We start from the raw sequence: 19717 nt of genomic DNA on the forward strand, positions 1-19717 counted from the left end.
TTCAGTCCAGAATGAAGCTCTCCAGATACGCCGGGTTCGCGCGGTCAAGCATCGACCGCGACCTGGCCTTGATCTGCCGGTCGCTGTGCTCGCTCTCCGGGAGCAGCCAGAAGCGGTCGGCCGCGATCCCCTCCGCCACGAAGTCCGCCACCTGCTCGACGGGCGTGAACTCGACCTCCTTGCCCGCGTCCTTCATGGCGGACTCCCACTGGTCGAGGGAGCGGTAAGGAGTCCTGCGCGGACGGGACTTGGCGTACCGGTCGGGGCGGTTGCGGTGCGACTCCCACAGCCCGGTGCGCAGCATGTGCGGCCCCGGGAAGAGCACGGATGCACCCACGCGCGCGTGCTCCGCCCTCAGATGCGCGTACAGGGACTCCGTCATCGTCACGACGGCCGCCTTGGTGACCGCGTACACGGACGCCGTCGGCAGCGGCGCGATGCCGCCGTCACCGGACGAGGTGTTGACGACGTGGCCGGGGTCGCCGCCCTCGATCATCCGCGGCACGAAGGCCTGGATGCCGTGGAAGACGCCCCAGACATTGACCTCGAAGGCCCACTTCCAGTCGTTCGGCTCGTGCTCCCACATGCGGCCCTCGGCCCCCGAGCCGACCCCCGCGTTGTTGCACAGCACATGGACGGCGCCGAACGTGTCGTACGCCGCTTCGGCCAGCGCGAAGACCTGCTCGCGCGAGCCGACGTCGACCACGCGCGCGTGGACGCTCGCCCCGTCCTCGCGAAGACCGGCGGCCGCCTTCTCCAGGGCACCTTCCTCGACGTCCGCGAGGACCACCTTCATGCCGTCCGCCGCGAACCGCCGCGCCATCGCGAGGCCGATGCCGCTCGCCGCGCCCGTGACGACGGCGACCTGCCCTTCCCGCAGCTCCATCTCAGACGCTCCCCTCGGGCGGGCCGTCGAGGATCTGCTGCGGGTCGTCGTAGCGCTGGTGGATGTAGGGCAGCAGCGCCTGCGCGCTGACCCGTTCGGCCACCCGGCCCTTCTGGTCCGTGGTCTTCTCCCCGATGGTGATCTCGACGACCCGGCGTACGGGCAGATCGGCGACCGGGTCGTACATCGACTCGCGCAGGACGACGTCCCCGGTGACGCCCTCCAGCTTGCGGACCTTCTCGTTCCGTACGCAGTGCACCAGCACCGGATCCGCGTCGAAGCCCGAACCGTCCACAGCTGGAAGGAACTTGAAGTAGAAGTCGGTCTTCCGGACCGGCTCCGGAATCGGCAGGGCGCCGCTGACCGCGCCGCGCACCTCGACGAAGGCGATGCCGTGCCGGGCAAGCCGGGCGCGCACGACCAGGCCGTCGCGCTCCACCTCGACCTCACCCAGCTTCTTCGGCTCCCCGAAGACCTCGCGTCCGCCGATCAGCGCCCGCTCGTGGGTCATCGGCATGACGAGCGGATACCAGCCGGCCACTCCGTCGTGCTCGGCGGCGACGGCCACCGAGCCCGCGCCGAGCGGGTATCCCGGCAGGTCGACCTTGCTGATGTTGGCCCGCACCAGCGGCCGGTCCGTGGGCTTCAGCGGCGGCGGCAGAACGGCCGCCACCGCGTCCGGGTCGCTCTCCCAGACGGCCACCACACCCGTGGACCAGATGTCGGGCAGCTTCGAACTCGCGCTGCGCGCCGCGGCGATCTCCGCCTCGGTGCGCGCTCCATAACGTACGCGTGCCATGCCGTACCACCCTTCGTCAGGACTACAAGAGGTCTTGCGGGCGGTTCTGTAACACAGTTACAACAGGAGGCGTGAAGAGTGAAGAGACGCGTACGCATCCGGACCGGGAACGCGGCCATCTCGACCGGGAACAGGTACTCGCCGCCGCCGCGGCGCTCGTCAAGCAGCACGGTCCGCAGGCCCTGACGATGCGCAGGCTCGCCGCCGAGCTCGGCACCGCCGTCACGTCGATCTACTGGCACGTCGGCAACCGCGAGTCGCTCCTGGACGCCCTCGTCGAGCGCACCCTCGCCGACCTCGGCGCTATCCACCCCACCGGCCGCACCCCCGACCGGCGCATCGTCTCCGTCGCGCGCGCCCTGCGCCGCCGCCTGCGCGACCACCCGCACCTCATCGCGATGGTGCACGAACGCGGCCTCACCGAGCGGATGTTCCTGCCCGCCCAGCAGGCCCTGGTCCACGAAGTGCACGCGGCGGGCCTGCGCGGCGCCCGTGCCGCCGACGCCGTACGCGCCGTCCAGGTCCACGTCGTCGGCCACCTCCTGGTCGAGCGCAACCGCGAACGCGCCCCCGTGCAACGCCCCGGCGAGGAGGAACTGTGGAGCGCGCAGACGGCCGAGCAGGACCCGGCGCTCGCCCGTGCGCTCGCCCGACCCGCCGACCACGAGGCGCTGTTCACCCTGTCGGTCAAGGCACTGGTGTCCGGACTTCTCGACGAGGCGAACAGCCCAGGGACCTGACTGTCAGTCGTGGCCCGTATCCTCATGGACCATGCTCGAAGACCAGACGACCGCAGCGTCCGCAGCCACCTGGCCGGCCGCGTACCCAACGGGGTACGCGGTCGTCGACGTCGAGACCACCGGTCTCGCCCGCGACGACCGCATAGTGTCGGCTGCCGTCTACCGCGTGGACGCGCAAGGCGAGGTGGAGGACCACTGGTACACGCTGGTCAACCCCCAGCGCGATCCAGGACCCGTGTGGATCCATGGCCTCACCAGCGCCCTCCTCGCGGACGCGCCGCTCTTCAAGGACATCGCCGAGGAGTTCGCCTCGCGCCTGGCCGACCGCGTCCTGGTCGCGCACAACGCCGTCTTCGACTGGTCGATGATCGCCAGGGAGTACGCACGCGCCGAGCTCACCGCACCCGTGCGCCAGCGTCTGTGCACCATCGCCCTCTCCAAGGAGCTGCGGCTCCCGCTGCCCAACCACAAGCTGGAGTCGCTCGCCGCGCACTTCGGGGTCCAGCAGCGCCACGCGCACAACGCCCTCGACGACGCGCGCGTGCTCGCCGAGGCCTTCCGTCCCAGCCTCAAGGCCGCGGCCACCGGCGGGGTGCGGCTGCCGCTCCTGGAGTGCCGTCCGCTCACCGAGTGGTCCGACGGCGCGCCCCGGATCGTCCGCCAGCCGACCGGGCCCGGCGCGGCAGGCTCGTCGTACTCCTCGTACGGCCCGACGAGTTGGCGCCCCTCCCGCAAGCGGCCCGCCTGCCCGTACCCCAACCCAGGTCGGTACGAACCGGGCAAACAGCTCCAACAGGGCATGCGTGTCGCGTTCTCCGGTGACACCTCCGTCGAGCGCGACCTCCTTGAGGACCGCGCGGTCGAGGCCGGGCTGCACATCGCGACGAGCGTGTCACGCCTGACCAGTCTGCTCGTCACGAACGACCCGGACTCGGGCACCTCCAAGACCGTGAAGGCACGGTCCTTCGGCACCCCCGTCATCGACGAGGCCGCGTTCGGCCAGCTCCTCCAGGACGTCGCTCCGGCGGCGGAGGGCTGAGTCGCCCGGGGCGTCAGACGGGTGAATTGTCGGCCCGGCGCCCGCCTGCTTGCTCGCATGCGGGCGCCTCGCGTCCCACCCTGTGGCGCATGGCACGTTGCGAGGTCTGCGGAAACGACTACGGCATGTCGTTCGAGGTGCACGCGCAAGGCGCGGTGCACGTCTTCGACTGCTTCTCCTGCGCCATTCACCGCATGGCGCCCATCTGTGAGCACTGCCGCTGCCGGATCATCGGCCAGGGCGTGGAGGCCGACGGACAGTGGTACTGCGGTGCGCACTGCTCACGGGCGGAGGGGCAGGTGGGCATCGTCGACAGGGTGTGACCCGGGCTCTCCCGCCGGGCCTCCGCGGCCCGCCCCGGCTCCGTTCCGGAGTACCCCACCCCCGTGCACCCCACGACCGAGTTGTACCGTCGTGGGGTGTACCGCTTCCTGTTGTCCCGGCAGTGGGTGATCCTCACCCTCATCGGCCTCGTTCTCATCCCCACGATGATCGAGCTGGGCTTCTGGCAGTTGCACCGCCACGAGCACCGCGTCGCGCAGAACGCGGAGATCTCCAAGGCGCTGGACGCCGATCCGGTCCCGGCCGAGCGGCTGACCTCGCCCGGTCACTCCGTGGCGGACTCCGAGCGCTACCGCCGGGTGAGCGCCAAGGGGACGTACGACACGAAGGACGAGGTCGTCGTGCGGCGCCGCACGAACTCCGACGAGGAGATCGGCTTCCATGTCCTGACCCCGTTCGTCCTCGACGACGGCAAGGTCCTGCTGGTCAACCGGGGCTGGATCCCGGCGAACGGACCGCAGACCGTGTTCCCGAAGATCCCCGCGGCACCCAAGGGCGAGATCACCGTCACCGGCCGCCTGATGGCCGACGAGACGTCCGCGCAGAGCGGCATCAAGGACCTCGAGGGGCTGCCGGAACGTCAGATCATGCTGATCAGTAGCGGCCAGCAGGCGCACAGCCTCGGCAAGGAAGTTCTCGGCGGCTACATCGAGCTGACCTCGCCGGAGCCCGCCGACGGCTCCCCGCAGCTGATCGGTGAGCCCGAGCACGGCGACATCGGCCCGCACATGGCGTACGCCGTCCAGTGGTGGCTGTTCTGCTCGGGCGTCCCCATCGGCTGGGTGGTCCTGGTGCGCAGGGAGGTGCGGGACCGCCGCGCGGCTGCCGCGCAGACGGCGCCCGCCACGGAGTCGACGCCGGCCGCCGTCTAGCGGCCCTCGCGTTCCATGGCCGGTACGCGGCAGGATGGGGCCATGGATCTTGGACTGAAGGACCGCGTCTACGTCATCACCGGTGCCACCCGGGGCCTGGGCAACGCCGCCGCGCGTGCGCTGGTCGCGGACGGCGCGAAGGTACTGATCACCGGCCGGGACGAGAAGACCGTCGCCGAGGCGGCGACCGAGCTCGGCGACAACGCCCGGGGCATCGCGGCGGACAACGCCGATCCGGCCGTCGCGGGGCGGCTGATCGCCGCCGCGCGTGAGTATTTCGGCCGCCTCGACGGTGTGCTGATCAGTGTCGGCGGGCCCGCGCCCGGTTTCGCCGCCGACAACACGGACGAGCAGTGGGAGTCGGCCTTCGAGTCCGTGTTCCTCGGGGCGGTACGTCTGGCCCGTTCCGCGGCGGCGGAGCTCGGCGAGGGGGGCGTCATCGGCTTCGTCCTCTCCGCCTCCGTGCACGAGCCGATCCCGGGGCTCACCATCTCCAACGGGCTGCGGCCCGGCCTCGCGGGCTTCGCGAAGTCGCTCGCCGACGAGGTCGGCCCCCGGGGCATCCGCGTCGTGGGGCTGCTGCCGTCCCGTATCGACACGGACCGGGTGCGGCAGCTCGACGGGCTCTCCGCGGACCCCGAGGCGACGCGGGCGGGCCACGAGTCGCGCATCCCGCTGCGGCGTTACGGGACCCCGGAGGAGTTCGGACGCACGGCGGCGTTCTTCCTCTCGCCCGCGGCCTCCTACCTGACGGGCGTCATGCTGCCGGTGGACGGCGGGGCACGGCACGGCTTCTAGCCGCCGGGGCCCCTCAACTGACCCGCTCGGCCCGGTGCTTCACGGCCCGCAATTGCACCACCGCGGGCAGCCGGGCCAGGCCGGCCGAGTCCCTGGCATGCGCCAGCGCCTCCGCGGAGAGCCGGTGCAGCGCCTCACCGGGCGTCGCCTGGGGCTCGAGGAGCAGCGACACCCGCGCCTCCGGGGCGTTGCGGCGGCCCGTCAGGAAGACCCCGGCCCGCTGCACGCCCTCCAGCGACTCCGCCTCCCCCACGAGCACACCCTCCAGGGCCCGCCCCCGCAGCAGCGCGCCCTCGCCGTCCCCCGTCTCCACGAGCACCTCGGCCAGCCTGCGCCGCCGCAGTTGCGCCACCAGCCACCACAGGGCGAGCAGCAGGAGCACCGCGAGCACGGCGATCACCGTGGGCCAGAACCAGCCCTCGTCCCGCCACCGCGACCGGTCCGCGTCGCTCAACAGCACGTCACGCTTCCCGTCGTGGACCCACCACGACGGCGGCGACGCCCCGAGCCCGACCGCGAGGACCGAGCCGCCCCCGACCACGAGCACCAGGCCGATCAGGCCGAGCACCACACGGTTGACCGTCTTCAGCATCGCGCTCAGCCCTTCCTGCCCGGCCGTGCCACCCGGACGGTGAGCGCGGGGCCGCGGGCGAGGCCCAGGTCCCGGATGCCGTCGGCCAGCGTGGCGTCCAAGTCGCTTCGTACGTCGTCGAGTTCACGGAAGTGCGAGACCGCGTGGACGTCCACCTTCGAGCGCGTCATGCGCACCCGCACCGACTGCACCCCTGACACGTCCATCGCCCGGTCCCGCAGCACCATCGCGGCGGCGCCCCGGTGCAGCCCCGCCCGTACGTCCGCGTCCCCGCGCCGCATGGCCAGGATCGCCCGGAGCCCGGGTGTCGCGGCGAGCACGAGCAGCCAGATCCCGGCGGCCGCGGCGACCCCGGCGCCGATGAGGACCGCCGTGTCATCCAGGGGCCGCTCGCCGAGTTCGCGGGAGAGGTCGCGCCGCACGGCCATGGCCGAGTGCCCGGCCCGCACCGCCGCGACGTCGTACAGCAAAAGCCCCGCGCCGCCGAGGATCAGCAGGGCGAGGACGGTGGCGGGCACGCGCCGCGGTGACCAGAAGCGGGTCGCCTTCGTCTCGTCGGCCAGAGTGGGCGGCGGGTCGTAGGCCGCCGCGGAGGCCGACTGGTCGAGTTCGCTCTCGGCGCGCTCGACGACGGGCAGCGGCTGCGTGCCGCCACCACCGCCGGCGCCCTGCGGCCCCTGAGACTCGCTCATCGCGTCCTCCCCTGCGTCGCGGCGCGCACGTGTGCCGAGTGCAGCCGCTCGACCTGGACCGCGACCTCGGGCACTTCCATCCCCGCCAACGCCTTTACCCGCTGGGCGACTTGGCGACGCACCGCGCCGCACTGCCCGCCGATGTCCGAGGGGTAGTCCAGCTCGACGCTGACCCGGACGCGGGCGACGTCATGGCGCACGGTGACGGTCGCGTGCGGCGGCGAGCAGTCCGCGGGCAGCTCCGTGAGCGCCTCGCGTGCCGCCTGCGCCGCGATCTTCGCGACGACCCGGTCGGCGATCAGGGTCGCGCCGCGCTCCCCGGGCCCGACCTGTGCCGCCACCGCTCACCGCCGCCGGTCGTCGCCACGGGTACGGAAGAAGTCGCCGAGCTCCAGGTCCCCCTCGAGGAACCGGCCCGCGACAAACCCTATGGCGCCCAACGCGGCCACCAGCAGGAACGCCCCGAACCCACCGAAATACCCGGCGAAGCCGAGCGCCATTCCGGCCACCATGCCGATCACGGCCATGCTCATCGTGCGCTCCTTAGCAAGACGCGGCTGGGGTGGGGCAGGTCCCGTACACGGAGGCGTACGGGGATGTCACTGGAGGCGGCCTTGCGGCTCATCGTCTTCCTCGTCCGGGAGCTTCACATCGCTCACCGCGATGTTGACCTCGACGACCTCGAGCCCGGTCATGCGCTCGACGGCCCCGATGACGTTCTCCCGCACGTCGCGCGCGACGTCCGCGATCGACACCCCGTACTCGACGACGATCTCCAGGTCGAGTGCCGTCTGCACCTCGCCGACCTCGGCCTTCACGCCGCGCGACACGGACTTGGAGCCCGAACCGCCGGGCACCCGGTCGCGTACGGCCCCAAAAGTCCTGGCGAGTCCGCCGCCCATCGCGTGCACGCCGTCGACATCGCGGGCGGCGAGCCCGGCGATCTTCTCGACGACACCGTCCGCGATGGTGGTGCGCCCCCGGGTGGCGGGGTCGCCGCCGCCCCTCTTGGTCGTGCCGCTCTTCCCCGCCGCCTCGTCGGTGGACTCCTTCGCGAGGGTTCCCTGAGGCAGGTTCCGCTGTCCGGTGTCGGTCATCGCCGTCCGTCCCTTTCGAAAGGGGATCTACTCCTTCGCCCACACTAAGTGCGGTTACGTACTCGCGCGCCAGGGATGGGGCAGGCTGGGGCCATGACGGGTGACGGATGGACCGAGGCGGTACGGCGGCAGCTCGGCCTGGGGCGGGTCCTCCCCCTGGGCGGCCCGGCCGACGGCTCCTGGCTGACCGAGGCGTGCGCGGACGGGGTATTGCGCCATGCGGCGGAGCGGGTGAGCGGCGTGCGGCTCGGCGCTCTGCGGCTCGCGCTCGCCGATCCGTCGGGGGCGGCCGCCCCCTGCGTGCCCGCGCCGCCGAGCGCACTGCCGCCGGGGCCGCTGCGGATCACGGCGGAGTTCGCGGCCGAGCCGAGCGAGCCGCTTCCCGCGGCGGCGGCCCGGCTGCGGACGGCGCTGTTCACGGCGGCCGGTGAGCGGCTCGGTCTGGTGGTCGCGGAGGTGGACCTGAGCGTGACGACGCTGCTCGACGCGGGGCAGGCGCCCGTGGAGGTACCGGCCGAGCCGGGCAGGACGCCGCCGGACGGGGCGCAGGCGGCCGGGCGCGGCGACGAGGCACGCGTGGCGAGCGCCGCCCTCGAAGTGCCGGGCGTACGGCGGCTGACCGGCGCACTCGGCGGCTTCGGCCACGCCGTCCACCTCGACGAGACCGTGAGCGATCCGGCGGCGGACGCCTCCCTGCCGCGTCGCCACGCGCGCGTGGAGCTGGCCACGGACCGCGAACACCGCGCCCTCGACGTGGCGCTCGCGGTCCGTTCCGCGGTCGGTGCCGCGCTGCCGGACCATCCTTCGGTGACGGTCGTGGTCACCGCGGTGGAGTGACGGCGTCAGTCGCCGAGGCCCGCCAGATCCCGCAGGCGACGCCCCTGGGCGGCACGCTCGGCGGCGCGCTGCTCCTCGTACGTGCGACCGGCGACGCCCTGGAGGAGGGCCTTGGTCTCGATGACGGCGTCGCGCGGCGCGGTGAGCAGCGCGGCCGCCAGGTCGTTCACGGACGCGTCGAGCTGGTCGGCGGGCACGACAAGGTTGGCCAGGCCCACGCGCTCGGCCTCGGGGGCGTGGACGAATCGCCCGGTGGCGCAGATCTCCAGCGCGCGGGCGTAGCCGACAAGCCCCACGAGGGGGTGCGTGCCGGTGAGGTCGGGCACCAGGCCCAGGCTGGTCTCGCGCATGGCGAACTGCACGTCGTCCGCGGCGATCCGCAGGTCACAGGCGAGCGCGAGCTGGAAGCCCGCGCCGATGGCATGCCCCTGGACGGCGGCGATGGACACGATGTCACTGCGCCGCCACCAGGTGAACGCCTCTTGGTATTCGGCGATCGTCGCGTCGAGGACGTCGTCGTCGCCGCGCGCCAAGTCGATGAAGGACGGCTCGCCGTCGAAGCCCTCGGGCGTGAACGCCTGTCGGTCGAGGCCCGCGGAGAAGGACTTGCCCTCACCGCGGAGCACGACGACACGGACACTGCCCGGCAACATCCGGCCTGCCTCGGCCAACGCCCTCCACAGCGCGGGAGATTGGGCGTTGCGCTTGGCCGGGTTGGCCAGCGTCACCGTGGCGACGGCCTCGTCGACAGTCAGGCGTACGCCGTCCTTGTCGAGTACCGGTGCGGGTCCGCCGAGTTCACTGCCGGGCGAAACCATGGGAGCCTCCGATGGTGGTGTGCAGTCGGTGCGGACGCGCGGACGCGCCCGTAAGTGACTGCACAGTAACCACCCGGCCGACAGGGGGACCCCCCAGGTCCCTTTAAGGGCTCCGGGGGACGATCGACCGGGTGGCCACCGTCGAAGCCGGTGAACCGCCCGCAGCCGTCAGCCGGCTGCGGCCTTCTTGCCTCGCGTCGCCCCGCCGCGTCCCCGCAGCGTGACTCCGGACTCGCTGAGCATGCGGTGCACGAAGCCGTACGAACGGCCGGTCTCCTCGGCCAACGCCCGGATGCTCGCACCGCCGTCGTACTTCTTCTTCAGGTCTGCCGCGAGCTTGTCGCGCGCGGCGCCGGTTACCCGGCTGCCCTTCTTCAGAGTCTCGGCCACCCGTGCCTCCTCATGGGAAGTGCGCTCTGGACTTCTCATGATCACCCCTCCCGGGCTTCCTGGCCACCCATTCGGCAAGGTCCGTACGACGAGGTTTCCCGCCGGGGAAGGCGACATCACGAGCGGAATTAACGATTCCGCGTATGAAATTCCGTGCCGCCGAATGGGTTGTGGGCCGAAGTGCCAGGTCAGCGCGGTGGCGGGCGAGAGTCTTGGGCGATGCCCCGCCCACCGCGGAAATCCGTGTATCCCACACTTCGGTACGAGGAGACCTCACACAGATGAAGGATCACGGCTCGGCCGAATGATCCATACGCTGTGGATCAGTTATTCGATCAACCAATGTGGACGCCTCGGCGGCAAGGGCCGCCGCCCCGCCGGATCAGGCGAGCGCGACCAGATCCGCGTAATCCTGGCCCCACAGGTCCTCGATGCCGTCGGGCAGCAGGATGATCCGCTCCGGCTGGAGCGCGTCCACCGCACCCTCGTCGTGCGTGACGAGGACGACCGCGCCCTTGTAGGTGCGCAGCGCGCCGAGGATCTCCTCGCGGCTCGCCGGGTCGAGGTTGTTCGTGGGCTCGTCGAGGAGCAGGACGTTGGCGGAGGAGACGACCAGGGTGGCGAGCGCCAGACGGGTCTTCTCGCCACCGGACAGGACGCCCGCGGGCTTGTCGACGTCGTCGCCGGAGAAGAGGAACGAGCCGAGCGTCTTGCGCACCGCCACGAGGTCCAGGTCGGGGGCGGCCGAGCGCATGTTCTCCAGGACCGTGCGCTCGGGGTCGAGGGTCTCGTGCTCCTGGGCGTAGTAGCCGAGCTTGAGGCCGTGGCCCTCGATGACCTGTCCGGTGTCGGGCTTCTCGGCGCCGCCGAGGAGGCGCAGGAGCGTGGTCTTGCCCGCGCCGTTGAGGCCGAGGATGACCACGCGTGAGCCCTTGTCGATGGCCAGGTCGACGTCCGTGAAGATCTCCAGGGAGCCGTACGACTTCGACAGGCCCTCGGCCATCAGCGGTGTCTTGCCGCAGGGCGAGGGGTCCGGGAAGCGCAGCTTGGCGACCTTGTCGCTCTGGCGCACCTCGTCCAGACCGGCGAGGAGCTTGTCGGCGCGCTTGGCCATGTTCTGCGCGGCGACGGTCTTGGTGGCCTTGGCGCGCATCTTGTCGGCCTGCGAGTGGAGCTGGGAGGCCTTCTTCTCGGCGTTCTGCCGCTCGCGCTTGCGGCGCTTCTCGTCGGACTCGCGCTGCTGCTGGTAGAGCTTCCAGCCCATGTTGTAGACGTCGATCTGGGCGCGGTTGGCGTCCAGGTAGAAGACCTTGTTCACGACCGTCTCGACCAGGTCGACGTCGTGGGAGATCACGATGAAGCCGCCGCGGTAGGACTTGAGGTAGTCCCTGAGCCAGACGATGGAGTCGGCGTCGAGGTGGTTCGTCGGCTCGTCGAGGAGCAGGGTGTCGGCGTCCGAGAAGAGGATGCGGGCCAGCTCGACGCGGCGGCGCTGACCACCGGAGAGCGTGTGCAGGGGCTGGCCGAGCACGCGGTCGGGGAGGCTGAGCGCGGCGGCGATGGTGGAGGCCTCCGCCTCGGCGGCGTAACCGCCCTTGGTGAGGAACTCCGTCTCCTGGCGCTCGTACTGCTTCATCGCCTTGTCGCGCGTTCCGCCCGAGCCGGTGGCGATGCGCTGTTCGTTCTCGCGCATCTTGCGGATGAGGGTGTCGAGGCCGCGGGCGGAGAGGATGCGGTCGCGTGCGAGCACGTCCAGGTCGCCGGTGCGCGGGTCCTGCGGGAGGTAGCCCACCTCTCCGGAGCGGCTGATCGTGCCGCCGGCCGGGATGCCCTCACCGGCGAGGCACTTGGTGAGCGTGGTCTTGCCCGCTCCATTGCGTCCCACCAGGCCGATGCGGTCGCCCTTGGCGATGCGGAAGGTGGCGTTCTCGATGAGGATGCGGGCGCCGGCGCGCAGCTCGATGCCGGAAGCGGTGATCACGGACAGACTCCTGGGCAGGGGTGGGTTCGGACGGCGGAAGGACTGAAGGCGATCACGCCGTCTAATGCACGAGGAGAATGGCCATGCGGCCAATTCTAACGGGGCGGGGCAACCGCTTTTTCTGCCCGGGTTCGTACGTCGTCGGGGGCGGTGCCCGGCAGCTCGTTGCCCAGCGGCGTGCGCCGGGGCACGATCCGGCCGAGGTCGTCCACGGCGATCAGCTGCGAGGTCCACGGTGTTCCGGGGTCGCCGCACGGCTGGGCGACCATCAGGGCCTGCCCGCGGCGCGCGGAGCGGGCGGGCTCGAAGGCGCAGCCATGGTGCGCGGGCAGCACCCAGCGCAGGTCGCCGTCGGCACTGCGGTAGGCGGCGATGCGCTGCGGAGTGACGACGGCCAGCATGCGGCCGCGGGGGTCGAGCGGCTGCAGGACTCCGGCGGCGCCCCGGGCGGCGGGAGTGCGCAGCCAGGACGCGCTGCCGGGGATGGCGCGGTGCCAGCGGACGGCGCTGCCGTCGGCACGAGCGGTGTCGGTGACCATGCCGTCGCTCCAGAGCGCGACGGCGTGCCCGGGGACGGGCAGCAGCGCGAGCGGACGCTCCCCCTCACGGCTGTACGTCCAGCGGGGGCGCCCGGTCGCCGGGTCGTACGCCTGGACGGCGCGGCCCCTGGTGCGGAGCTCGGGGGCCGGTGCGCCGCCGTCCACGCGCGCGTGGACGGTGAGGTGGTCTCCGTAGGGGGCGGGCCGCGAGTGGTGGGCCGCGGTGATCAGCGGCAGGGCCAGCAGGCCGAGGACCACCGGGAGAGCGAGGCGGGAGCCCCGGCGGGCGGGCACCGGTCCCGTGGGCCCGGATCCGGACACCTCGAACGGCACTACGGACACGAACGCCCCCCTCTCGGCACATCTGCCGCTCTTCGGCACATCCGCCGGTACCTCTGCCCTTGGGACAGGCGCAGAGCGTAGCGGCGGCATCACCGTGCGGCCCCGGGCGACGGCCGCGACACGACGCACCGAGCGGCCGGGGTCCCCCGTTCGGACCTCCGTCCGGCGCCGCACAGGGTGGGGCACACCAGGATGAAGAGGCCGACATCTCGGCACAGGGCGGCGCGACGCCGTCCCGGATGCGAGGCAGAGGGTGGTGCGCCCATGCAGTTCGACGACGACGCCGATCTGGACACGTCCGAGGTGCAGGACGTGCGGGGCAGCCGGATCCCCGGCGGCAAGGCGACGGTCGGCGGCGGCATCGCGGGCCTGATCGCGCTGGTCCTCGGGCTGCTCTTCGGGGTCGGCCCGGACCAGCTCGGCCTCTCCTCCGGCGAGGAAGAGCCCGCCGCCACCTCCTCGTCCCTCGCGCAGGTGCAGCAGAGCTGCCGTACGGGCGAGGACGCGAACACCAAGGACGACTGCCGCATGGTCGCCGTGGTCAACAGCGTCCAGGACTACTGGCGCCCCGAGTTCCGGCGCAGGGAGGGGACCTACTCCCCCGCGCCGACCGTCCTCTACACCAGCCGGGTGGGCACGGCCTGTGGCGCCGCGTCGTCGGCGGTCGGCCCGTTCTACTGCCCCGGCGACCGGAAGGTCTACCTGGACCTGGGGTTCTTCGACGAGCTGCGGACCAAGTTCGGGTCGAGCGGCGGCCCGTTCGCGCAGGCGTACGTCGTGGCGCACGAGTACGGGCATCACGTGCAGAACCTGATGGGGACGCTGCAGCGCTCCCAGGACGGGCGCACGGGGCAGAACAGCAACGCCGTGAAGGTGGAGCTGCAGGCCGACTGCTACGCGGGTGTCTGGGCGCGGCACGCGACCCGCACCCCCGACGACCGGACGGGCAAGCCGCTGATCACCAGCCTCACCGACGCGGACATCCGCGACGGCCTGGACGCGGCGGCCGCCGTGGGCGACGACCGCATCCAGGAGAAGTTCCAGGGCCGGGTCACCCCCGAGTCCTGGACGCACGGCTCGGCCGAGCAGCGACAGGAGTGGTTCTACCAGGGCTACCGGACCGGCGACATGGCGCAGTGCGACACCTTCCGGTGAGCCGCGGGCCCGGGTCTCAGACGCCGCCGGTGTGTACCTGGAACGCCGCCCTGCGCACGGCCTTGGCGAGCGCCGGGTCGGGGTGGGCGGCGGCCAGCGCGACCAGGACCTGGACCGTGCGGGGGTGGCCGATGCGGCGGAGCTCGTCCAGGAGCGCGGGCACCGTGGGCTGCACCGCGGACTCCAGGTGCCGTACGAGGAGGTGGGTCTCCCCGTGGTCGGCGACCGCCGCGGCGGTGTCGACCCACAGCCACGTCGACTCGTCCCGCGTCAGGACGAGGTGGACGTCCTCGGGGTCGGCGCCCTCCTGCTCGGCCAGCCAGATCAGGGCGTAGGGCCGCAGCGGGGTCTCGTCCACGACGGCACGCACCTCCGCCTCGGCCGGGGCGCCGACCACCCGAAGGGCCTCGAAGGCGAGGCCGCGCAGCAGGGCGTCCTCGCCGCGGGCGGCGTCCAGGAGCTCGGTGACGGCGCTGCCGACGGGCCGGGCCGCGAGCCAGGCGCGGTACTCGGAGCGGGCCGCGTTCGGGCGCAGGCGGGCGCAGCCGCGGAGCATGTCCTCGGCGGCCTGCTCGATGTTGCCCGCCGGGCTCTGCGCGGCCACGCAGATCTGCTCCAGCTTGACCCACACCGCCCAGGAGCCGAGCGGCGTGAGCGTGGCCTGACCGTCGGCGTAGGTCAGCGCGCCGACGGCTGCCAGGCCGCGCAGCGCCCAGTCCAGGAGGGTGGCCAGGGCCGGGGCCTCGGCCGGGTCGACCGGCTCGGGCTGCGGGCCGTAGGGGATCTCGCAGCGTTCCGTGCGCAGTTCGCTCACGCGCTGGTCGAGCAGGTCGAGGAGCTGCGGGACGGGCACGGGGCCCGCGGAGAGCTGCAGCAGGGTGAGGAGCTGCGGCATGGCCTCGACGGTCTCGGCCACGGTGGCGGGCGCCAGTTCGCGCGACGCGGCGTGCGTGAGCGACCAGGCGTCGAAGAGGGCGACCCAGCCGCGCAGTACTGCCGCGTCGTCACGGTCCCAGGCGCGCAGCCGCCAGCCGGGGCGCGCGCTGTCGCCGTGCACCTCGATGAGGCCGGCGAGCCGTGCGGTGTCCCAGTCGGCGCGGACCTGATCCGGGGTCAGCGCCAGTTCGGCGGCGGCGCGTTCGGCGGTGGCGGCGGAGAGGGTGCCCTGGCCGTCGGGCGTCGGCCCGCCGCGGCTGGGCCCCGAGCGCAGGGACGCGTCGGCCCAGCGCGCGACCCGCACGGCGTCGGCGAGGCGCTTGCGTGCCATCCGGGCCAGCTCGCCGGGGGCGGGCGTGCCCTCGGGTGGCCGGGGCGCGGGGCGGCGCGCGCGCTGCTGCGTCACTGCGCCGGGGGCGGTCAGGGGTCGCGCTGTGCCGCGCTCCACCCCCGCTCGCCTCTCGGCCCTGGGGGACTGAGCGCGGACGAGTCGGAGCCTTGAGTCGCGCGGGATACGGGACGTCACGGGAGCAGTCTTCCTGTTGACGGTCCGAAAACCCAAACGGAATGCTTGCGCAAGGCTCCGGAGCGCTGCCTCGGGGGGCTTTCGCGCGCTACATGAGGGGCGTGAGGAAGCGCCGCAGCGCCTCTTCGTACCCTGCGGGGTCGGCGTTCCACATGGCGCCGTGGGGCGCATCCGGAACGGTGTGGAGAGTCACCAGTTCCGGTCGTCTCTCGGCCAGTTGACGGGAGAGCCCCCAGGGGGCGATCACGTCGTCGGGGCCGTGGAAGAGGAGCGTGGGGACCTTGAGCACCTCGGGGTCGGCGGCCTCCAGGATGCGGTCGCCGCGCAGGCCCGTGCGGCCCTGGGCGGCGCGTACCGCGAGCGGCAGTAGGGGGCCCGGCGTGCGGCGGGCCGCGGCGAGCGCGCGCAGGGTGGTCTCCCAGTTCAGCACCGGGGAGTCGAGGACGAGGCCGCTGATCCGGTCGCGCAGGGCGGAGTACGCGGCGGCGTGCAGCGCCATGGCGCCGCCGGTGGACCAGCCGTGCAGGATCACGTTCCGGGCGCCGTTGCGCACGGCGTAGCGGATGGCGGCGTCCAGGTCACGCCACTCGGTCTCGCCGAGGTGCCCGAGGCCGTCCGGGGAGCGGGGTGCGCCGAGGTCGCCCCGGTAGGCGAGGGCGAGCACCGGGAACTGCTGGTGGTGCAGGAAGTCCATGACGACCATGGGGTGCTCGCGGGTGGTGCCCAGGCCGTGCACGGTGATCACCCAGGTGTCCCGGATGCCCGGCACGAACCAGGCGGGCAGGCCGCCGAGTTCGCCGGGGATGTCGACGTCCGCGTGGTCGATGTCCAGGGCGGCGTGCGGGTCGCCGATGTGGACCTGCGGGGTGAGCCAGACCTTCGCCCCGGGTTCCAGGGAGCCGTGCGTGACGCGTTCGAGGCGGCGTACGACCGTGTCCGCCGCGTGCGGCGCCGCTTCCAAAACGGGTCCGATCACGGCGTGGCTGCCGTTGCCGCCGAGACCGTACGTGCCGGGGCGCAGGCTCGCGAAGGCGCGGGTCAGGGTGATCTGGCCGGCGGCCGTGGAGTGGACCGTGAGGCGGGGCTCGCTCGGCAGCGGGCGGCCCGCGGGTGCTTTCAGGGCCGCGTTGCTGGCGAACCGGCCCGCGGCGACGGCGGCTGCGCCGCCCAGGAGGGCGGTGGTGACGGCGGTGACGGCCGTTGCCGTCGCTTTGGCTTGGCGCACCTGCCCAGTGTCCGGCCCTGACCCCGCTGAGGCCAGTGGGCGGGGCCCGCGGGGTGATGTCACCGTTGGCCGTAGCCCCGCAGCCTGTCCTCCACCTCCCTCAGCTGTCCCGTGGACAGGAGGGTCGGGGCGTGGCCCGGGACGGAGCTTGCCGTGAGCCAGAGGCGGGACATCCACTCCAGCTGCGCCGTGCGGTCGTACGCCTGGTCCAGCGTGTCTCCGTAGGTGAGGGTTCCGTGGTTCTGCAGCAGGCAGCCCGTGCGCTCCCTGAGGGCCCGGAGCATGTTCTCGGCCAACTCGTCCGAGCCGTACGGCGCGTACCGCGCGACGCGGACCGGGCCGCCGAGGGCGGCCGTCATGTAGTGGATGGGCGGAAGCTCCGGGACCAGGGTGGAGACGGCGGTGGCGTGCACCGCGTGGGTGTGCACCACGGCTCCGGCGTACGTGGTCCGGTAGACGGCCAGGTGCATGGGCAGTTCGCTGGTCGGGGCGAGGTCACCGAAGAGGCGGTTGCCGTCCGTGTCGACACCGACGGCGTCCCGCGGGGTCAGGCGGTCGTACGGCACGCCGCTCGGGGTGACCAGGATCGTGCCGCCGACGCGCACCGAGACGTTGCCCGACGTGCCGACCACCAGGCCGTCCGTCACGGTTCTGCGGGCCGCCGCCACCAGCTCGTCCCAGGCCCGCCCGATCGCGTCCCGCCGGTCCTCGTCCCGCTCGTCCCGCTGCTCCGTCATGCCGTGATCCTGCCAGCAGCGGGGCCGACACGGGCCGGCCCGCGGTCGGCCCGTGTTCGGTGATCTTCCACTAGCCTCTGGGTGATTTGTCCCGCACGTCGCCATCCGGGGGAAATATGGCTCGTGGCCACGCACCGTCCCGTCGTCGCGCCCGCGTCATCACGGCCTCCGTGACGGCCCTACCCCTCGGGGGCGCCGCCCTCGCCGAGATTCCGGTTTCGACCGCGGGCAGCCGAGCGGGCATGGTCGCCTGGATCAGTTCCTTCAGCGGCGAGGCGGAGCGGCAGACCAGCACGACGACGCCGGCGCACTGCCGGGTGATCAGAATCTCCTCAACGGCTCGGCGAGCCAGTGGAAGAGCTTCGCGCGTGGGTAGCCGGGTACCCCGGAAGGCCCTGATTGCGGGCCTCCGGGCGCCGCGCCGGGCGATCTCCGGCAGATCCCGAAAGGAACCGGAGTGGCGGTGCCCCGGATTGGGTCACCGCACAGCCCGACCCAGTTCACTTTCCGTTCACTCTGCTTGCCTACGTTCCACTTGCCACTGACGTCCAACAGAAGCCTGGGTAAATGGAACACATCACGCTTCTCCTCGGGATCGTGATCGTTACCGCTCTCGTGTTCGACTTCACGAACGGTTTCCACGACACGGCCAACGCGATGGCGACCACCATCTCGACTGGCGCTCTCAAGCCCAAGACGGCGGTGGCCATGTCCGCCGTGCTGAATCTCGTCGGCGCTTTCCTCTCCGTCGAGGTCGCCAAGACGATCTCCGGAGGGATCGTCAACGAGGACGGACTGAAGACAGAGGTGATCTTCGCGGCGCTGGTCGGCGCGATCCTCTGGAATCTGCTGACCTGGCTGGTGGGCCTGCCCTCCAGTTCCTCCCACGCACTCTTCGGCGGCCTGATCGGCGCCGCGGTCATGTCGATGGGCTGGTCGTCGATCGACGGCGGCACCGTCGTCACCAAGATCCTGCTCCCCGCGATCGCCGCGCCCCTCGTGGCCGGTCTCGCCGCGACGCTGGCCACACGCCTGACGTACCGCATCGGGCGCAACACCGAGACCAAGGCCACCGCCAAGGGCTACCGCGTGGGCCAGATCGCCTCCGCGGGCCTCGTCTCGCTGGCCCACGGCACGAACGACGCGCAGAAGACCATGGGCATCATCACGCTCGCCCTGGTCACCGGCGGCGTCCTGAACCCCGGCGCCAACCCCCCGATGTGGGTCATCGTCTCGGCCGGTGTCGCCATCGCGCTCGGCACCTACCTCGGCGGCTGGCGCATCATCCGCACCATGGGCAAGGGCCTCACCGACCTCCAGCCGCAGCAGGGCTTCGCCGCCCAGACCAGCGCCGCGACGGTCATCCTGGCCTCCTCGCACCTGGGCTTCTCGCTCTCCACCACCCAGTCCTGCTCCGGCGCCGTGATGGGCGCGGGCCTCGGCCGCAAGGGCGGCGTCGTCCGCTGGTCCACGGCGAGCCGGATGTTCATCGCCTGGGGCCTGACGCTGCCGGCCGCCGGTCTGGTCGGCGCGGGCGCGGAGTTCCTCACCAAGCAGGGCCCCTGGGGCGTCGCGGTGACCGCCGCGCTGCTGGTGGCCGGCTCGGCCGTGATCTGGGTGCTCTCCCGGCGCAACGCCGTCGACCACACGAACGTCGCCGACGACGAGATCGGCGGCTCCTCCGTCGACGAGCCCGCGGGCGTCGTGACCACCGCGATGGCCGCCGTCACACCGCCCCCCACCGGGTCGGCCGTGGCGAGCGCGGACGTCGATTTCGTCAAGGCCACCATCGCGGCCCCGACCGGCACCGTGGCGGACCCCGCCCGGCCCGCCACGGTGTAAGGACAAGTCAGCATGGACATCGACTGGGCAGCTCTCGGCTCCGTCTTCGGAGTCAGCCTCGCGGTGACGGTGGCCCTGGTGGGCCTGTTCACCCTCGGCATCGTCGGCCTCTCCAAGCACGAGGCGGCCACGTCCGGCGCCTCCTCGGCCGCGGGCGGCGGCGCGGCGGCGGCACGCACGGGCGCGTACGTGTGCTTCGCGCTCTGCGCGGCGGCCGTGGCGTACGGGATCTATCTGATCGTCGCCTGACGACCACGCCGCCCGACGACCGGAGTTATCGGTGGGGTGCGGGACGCGTCTGCGTCCCGCACCCCACCTTCGTATGTGGGCCTCCGCACACTCTCCCGTCGCAGGTCAACGGCGAGTTGACGGGCCTTCGCGGGGCGTGGTGGACTGCCGGAGCCAATACGGCAGCAGGAGAGGAAGCCGGTGCGAATCCGGCGCGGTCCCGCCACTGTCATCGAGGAGCTGACTCCTCGGAAGCCAGGAACTCTCGCCGCCGATCACGTCGAACCAGGGCGCGGACACCCTG

At 72.4% G+C, this 19717-nt stretch carries 23 protein-coding genes and 1 riboswitch; of the genes, 9 read left to right on the forward strand and 14 right to left on the reverse strand.

Features of this window, described 5'->3' with window-relative positions:
* Position 1: 1 nt before the first annotated feature.
* Together ACWD02_RS29030 and ACWD02_RS29035 are read right to left on the reverse strand one after the other, a co-directional pair.
* Complete coding sequence (locus ACWD02_RS29030; RefSeq protein WP_451215438.1) at positions 2-886, reverse strand: SDR family NAD(P)-dependent oxidoreductase; 885 nt, start codon at positions 884-886, stop codon at positions 2-4.
* A gap of 1 nt (position 887) precedes the next feature.
* Complete coding sequence (locus tag ACWD02_RS29035; RefSeq protein WP_451215440.1) at positions 888-1685, reverse strand: acetoacetate decarboxylase family protein; 798 nt, start codon at positions 1683-1685, stop codon at positions 888-890.
* 71 nt (positions 1686-1756) lie between these two features.
* On the opposite strand from ACWD02_RS29035, the gene ACWD02_RS29040 reads away from it, so the two are divergent.
* The 5 genes from ACWD02_RS29040 (at position 1757) to ACWD02_RS29060 (ending at position 5476) form a co-directional block, all read left to right on the forward strand.
* Positions 1757-2425: a TetR/AcrR family transcriptional regulator gene (locus ACWD02_RS29040; RefSeq protein WP_451215442.1), complete on the forward strand. Its 669-nt coding sequence runs from the start codon at positions 1757-1759 to the stop codon at positions 2423-2425.
* Positions 2426-2456: 31 nt separating this feature from the next.
* Positions 2457-3464 (forward strand): DEDDh family exonuclease, encoded by a 1008-nt coding sequence (locus tag ACWD02_RS29045; RefSeq protein ID WP_451215444.1) that lies wholly within the window; start codon positions 2457-2459, stop codon positions 3462-3464.
* 89 nt (positions 3465-3553) lie between these two features.
* On the forward strand, positions 3554-3787 hold the full coding sequence (locus ACWD02_RS29050) for a hypothetical protein (protein ID WP_135331724.1): 234 nt from the start codon (positions 3554-3556) through the stop codon (positions 3785-3787).
* Positions 3788-3883: 96 nt separating this feature from the next.
* Positions 3884-4678: an SURF1 family cytochrome oxidase biogenesis protein gene (locus tag ACWD02_RS29055; protein WP_451215995.1), complete on the forward strand. Its 795-nt coding sequence runs from the start codon at positions 3884-3886 to the stop codon at positions 4676-4678.
* Between the two features lie 42 nt (positions 4679-4720).
* On the forward strand, positions 4721-5476 hold the full coding sequence (locus tag ACWD02_RS29060) for an SDR family oxidoreductase (RefSeq protein ID WP_451215446.1): 756 nt from the start codon (positions 4721-4723) through the stop codon (positions 5474-5476).
* Between the two features lie 13 nt (positions 5477-5489).
* Here the strand turns inward: ACWD02_RS29060 and amaP are convergent, their stop codons facing one another.
* The 5 genes from amaP to ACWD02_RS29085 form a co-directional block, all read right to left on the reverse strand.
* The gene (gene amaP, locus ACWD02_RS29065; RefSeq protein ID WP_451215448.1) at positions 5490-6068 is read right to left on the reverse strand and encodes an alkaline shock response membrane anchor protein AmaP; all 579 of its coding nucleotides are present in this window, start codon (positions 6066-6068) and stop codon (positions 5490-5492) included.
* Positions 6069-6073: 5 nt separating this feature from the next.
* On the reverse strand, positions 6074-6760 hold the full coding sequence (locus ACWD02_RS29070) for a DUF6286 domain-containing protein (protein WP_451215450.1): 687 nt from the start codon (positions 6758-6760) through the stop codon (positions 6074-6076).
* Entirely contained in the window at positions 6757-7101 is a 345-nt protein-coding gene (locus ACWD02_RS29075; RefSeq protein WP_451215452.1) for a hypothetical protein, read from the reverse strand. Before ACWD02_RS29075 ends, ACWD02_RS29070 begins: the two co-directional genes overlap by 4 nt.
* Before the next feature lie 3 nt (positions 7102-7104).
* Positions 7105-7293: a hypothetical protein gene (locus tag ACWD02_RS29080; protein WP_249590721.1), complete on the reverse strand. Its 189-nt coding sequence runs from the start codon at positions 7291-7293 to the stop codon at positions 7105-7107.
* Positions 7294-7359: 66 nt separating this feature from the next.
* Entirely contained in the window at positions 7360-7857 is a 498-nt protein-coding gene (locus tag ACWD02_RS29085) for an Asp23/Gls24 family envelope stress response protein (RefSeq protein WP_451215454.1), read from the reverse strand.
* A gap of 93 nt (positions 7858-7950) precedes the next feature.
* On the opposite strand from ACWD02_RS29085, the gene ACWD02_RS29090 reads away from it, so the two are divergent.
* Positions 7951-8694: a nucleopolyhedrovirus P10 family protein gene (locus ACWD02_RS29090; RefSeq protein ID WP_451215456.1), complete on the forward strand. Its 744-nt coding sequence runs from the start codon at positions 7951-7953 to the stop codon at positions 8692-8694.
* Positions 8695-8699: 5 nt separating this feature from the next.
* Here the strand turns inward: ACWD02_RS29090 and ACWD02_RS29095 are convergent, their stop codons facing one another.
* The 4 genes from ACWD02_RS29095 to ACWD02_RS29110 form a co-directional block, all read right to left on the reverse strand.
* A complete protein-coding gene (locus tag ACWD02_RS29095) occupies positions 8700-9512 on the reverse strand; it encodes an enoyl-CoA hydratase/isomerase family protein (RefSeq protein ID WP_451215458.1) in 813 nt (270 codons plus the stop codon).
* 168 nt (positions 9513-9680) lie between these two features.
* On the reverse strand, positions 9681-9902 hold the full coding sequence (locus ACWD02_RS29100) for a helix-turn-helix domain-containing protein (RefSeq protein ID WP_055550175.1): 222 nt from the start codon (positions 9900-9902) through the stop codon (positions 9681-9683).
* 382 nt (positions 9903-10284) lie between these two features.
* Positions 10285-11883 carry an ABC-F family ATP-binding cassette domain-containing protein gene (locus tag ACWD02_RS29105; protein WP_451215460.1) on the reverse strand — a complete coding sequence of 533 codons (1599 nt, stop codon included), beginning with the start codon at positions 11881-11883 and terminating at the stop codon, positions 10285-10287.
* Positions 11884-11978: 95 nt separating this feature from the next.
* Positions 11979-12764, reverse strand: coding sequence for a hypothetical protein (locus ACWD02_RS29110; protein WP_451215462.1), 786 nt, complete (start codon positions 12762-12764; stop codon positions 11979-11981).
* 264 nt (positions 12765-13028) lie between these two features.
* Between ACWD02_RS29110 and ypfJ the strand changes: the two genes are divergently transcribed.
* A complete protein-coding gene (ypfJ, locus tag ACWD02_RS29115) occupies positions 13029-13919 on the forward strand; it encodes a KPN_02809 family neutral zinc metallopeptidase (RefSeq protein WP_451215464.1) in 891 nt (296 codons plus the stop codon).
* 16 nt (positions 13920-13935) lie between these two features.
* Here ypfJ and ACWD02_RS29120 read toward each other — a convergent pair whose 3' ends face one another.
* From ACWD02_RS29120 to ACWD02_RS29130, 3 genes are all read right to left on the reverse strand, one after another.
* Positions 13936-15381, reverse strand: a complete 1446-nt coding sequence (locus ACWD02_RS29120; RefSeq protein ID WP_451215466.1) for a hypothetical protein — start codon at positions 15379-15381, stop codon at positions 13936-13938.
* 88 nt (positions 15382-15469) lie between these two features.
* Positions 15470-16606, reverse strand: coding sequence for an alpha/beta hydrolase (locus ACWD02_RS29125; protein ID WP_451215468.1), 1137 nt, complete (start codon positions 16604-16606; stop codon positions 15470-15472).
* A gap of 59 nt (positions 16607-16665) precedes the next feature.
* Positions 16666-17343 carry a class II aldolase/adducin family protein gene (locus ACWD02_RS29130; RefSeq protein WP_451215470.1) on the reverse strand — a complete coding sequence of 226 codons (678 nt, stop codon included), beginning with the start codon at positions 17341-17343 and terminating at the stop codon, positions 16666-16668.
* Between the two features lie 567 nt (positions 17344-17910).
* On the opposite strand from ACWD02_RS29130, the gene ACWD02_RS29135 reads away from it, so the two are divergent.
* Together ACWD02_RS29135 and ACWD02_RS29140 are read left to right on the forward strand one after the other, a co-directional pair.
* Positions 17911-19185: an anion permease gene (locus ACWD02_RS29135; protein WP_451215471.1), complete on the forward strand. Its 1275-nt coding sequence runs from the start codon at positions 17911-17913 to the stop codon at positions 19183-19185.
* Positions 19186-19197: 12 nt separating this feature from the next.
* A complete protein-coding gene (locus ACWD02_RS29140) occupies positions 19198-19434 on the forward strand; it encodes a hypothetical protein (protein ID WP_451215473.1) in 237 nt (78 codons plus the stop codon).
* Between the two features lie 123 nt (positions 19435-19557).
* Positions 19558-19700: riboswitch (cobalamin riboswitch) on the forward strand.
* Positions 19701-19717: the final 17 nt, after the last annotated feature.

The organism is Streptomyces sp. NPDC002853 (assembly GCF_053591915.1).